This is a genomic window from Clostridium sp., from assembly GCF_051654825.1.
In the GTDB taxonomy this organism is placed as follows: Bacteria; Bacillota; Clostridia; order Clostridiales; family Clostridiaceae; genus Clostridium.
In genome coordinates this window covers 1-1,763 of record NZ_JBOFYU010000178.1, presented here as the reverse complement: position 1 = coordinate 1,763, position 1,763 = coordinate 1, and the positions used below count along the sequence as shown (strand labels likewise).

General features: G+C 27.1%; 2 protein-coding genes. Both read left to right on the top strand.

The genetic code is table 11. The features are described 5' to 3' along the window. Positions 1 to 2: 2 nt before the first annotated feature. A complete protein-coding gene (locus tag ACRDBA_RS10475) occupies positions 3 to 98 on the top strand; it encodes a sigma factor-like helix-turn-helix DNA-binding protein (protein WP_438572869.1) in 96 nt (31 codons plus the stop codon). Beyond that, positions 98 to 1,624, top strand: coding sequence for a DUF5643 domain-containing protein (locus tag ACRDBA_RS10470; RefSeq protein WP_438572868.1), 1,527 nt, complete (start codon positions 98 to 100; stop codon positions 1,622 to 1,624). Before ACRDBA_RS10475 ends, ACRDBA_RS10470 begins: the two co-directional genes overlap by 1 nt. The last annotated feature ends 139 nt before the right edge of the window (positions 1,625 to 1,763 follow it).

Sequence of the window (1,763 nt, the reverse complement as noted above, 5' to 3'; positions counted from 1 at the left end):
AAATTTCAGAAGTTATGGAGTGTAATGAAAACACAGTAAAGTCTTATATAAGGCGAGGTAAGAAGAAGTTATACGATATATTGAAGGAGGAGAGATAATGAGTAAGTTTGATGATATAAAAATTCCAGAGAATATAGATGAAGTAACTAAAATGGCAATAAACAGAGGTAAAAATAAAAAAAATAAGTATAAAAAGGTAAATAAAGTAGCAAGTATATTAGTTATAGGTGGAATCAGTACTATAGTTACATTTCCTATTGTCGTTAAAGCATTACCTCATATAGAAAGCGTAATAAATAATTTTATAGAAAATGCAATACCACAAGCACATATTGAAAAATTAAAAGACGAAAATAACTCTAATAATATTGTTGTAAAGGATAAAAATGGTATATTAACACTAGAGAGTAGTGCTTTAGATAGCCAAACATTCATTGCTAACATAACTATTGAAAGTGAATTTTTAAAGCAATATGATGAAAATGATTTGAAATATAGTTTATATACTGATACAACTGTTAGCATTGGAGATAAAGAAAATCTTGTTGGTGGAGGGCCAGATGTAATAAAAAAAATAGGTGACAATAAAGCGAGTTTAATTATAAGTGCATATGTAGGTGATACTGAAATAAATGATACTACTAAAGTGTATATAAATATAAATGAATTAGAAATAAGTTCAAACGAATGGAGAAGTAACTATAAAAAAGAGTTAAAAGGTAATTGGATATTTTCAATTGACGTAGAAAAAGAAGAATCTATACAAAAGATTGAAGTAAATGATAATATTTACATAGATAGCAAGGTTATGACTTTTGAGAGTTTAGAAATAACACCATTTGCAGCTTATATAAAGTTAACTTATGATGAAACTCTAGATAATAAGTGGCATTTTGGGAGCTATAAAATAGTAGATAACAATGGAAAAGAATATAGATATTCGTTAATAGATGGACATACTGATGAAAGTAAAAAATGGAATACTAAACTAGCGATATATGATGACTTATCAAATATAGAAAGTTTAAGCATAACCCCTTATACAGAAACTGCATTTATAGAGAGTAAAATTTTAAACCAAGATACAGTAAAAATGGTAACGACAATGGAAGCAAATAGTGAAATAGAAGATAAGATTTTCTCTAGAAACGTAGAGAAAAGAGATTTAGAAGTAGATACTAAGCCAGCGCATAAATATGAGGGTAAAAAAATTAGTTATCATTTAGATATAGATAAAGAAATGAAATTCTATACTATTGAGGAGTTAATAGATAAAGAAATTCAAACAGGTGGACAAACTAGTGTAGTAGTTAAAGATATTAAAACTAATGACAGGAATACAATTGTGACACTAAAGATAAATGGAGATTATCGAAACCTTAGTCAGATAGTTTTATTTGATGAGGATATGAGGGACATTTATAGTGGAATATATGTAACGCATAAGGGGAAGTTACCTTCAAATGGACATTGGAACAATGTGAAAGATGAGCATTATAGTAGTGGATTAGCTACGTTTATAATTGATAACATAGATATAAATAAGAAATATAAAGTAGCAGTTCCATTAAAAAAGGATATTGATTTAAATACTAACTATACTATGAATGCTAAAATAAAGTAACAAAATAAAAAAACCACTCTCGGCCAAGAGTGGTTTCGAGCTTGATATAAAATCAAGCTTAAGAAACATTAAACATTTTAGGAAACTACTCTCTAAATTCATAGATTGTAATTTCTTTTTTTATTAATATTATTATATC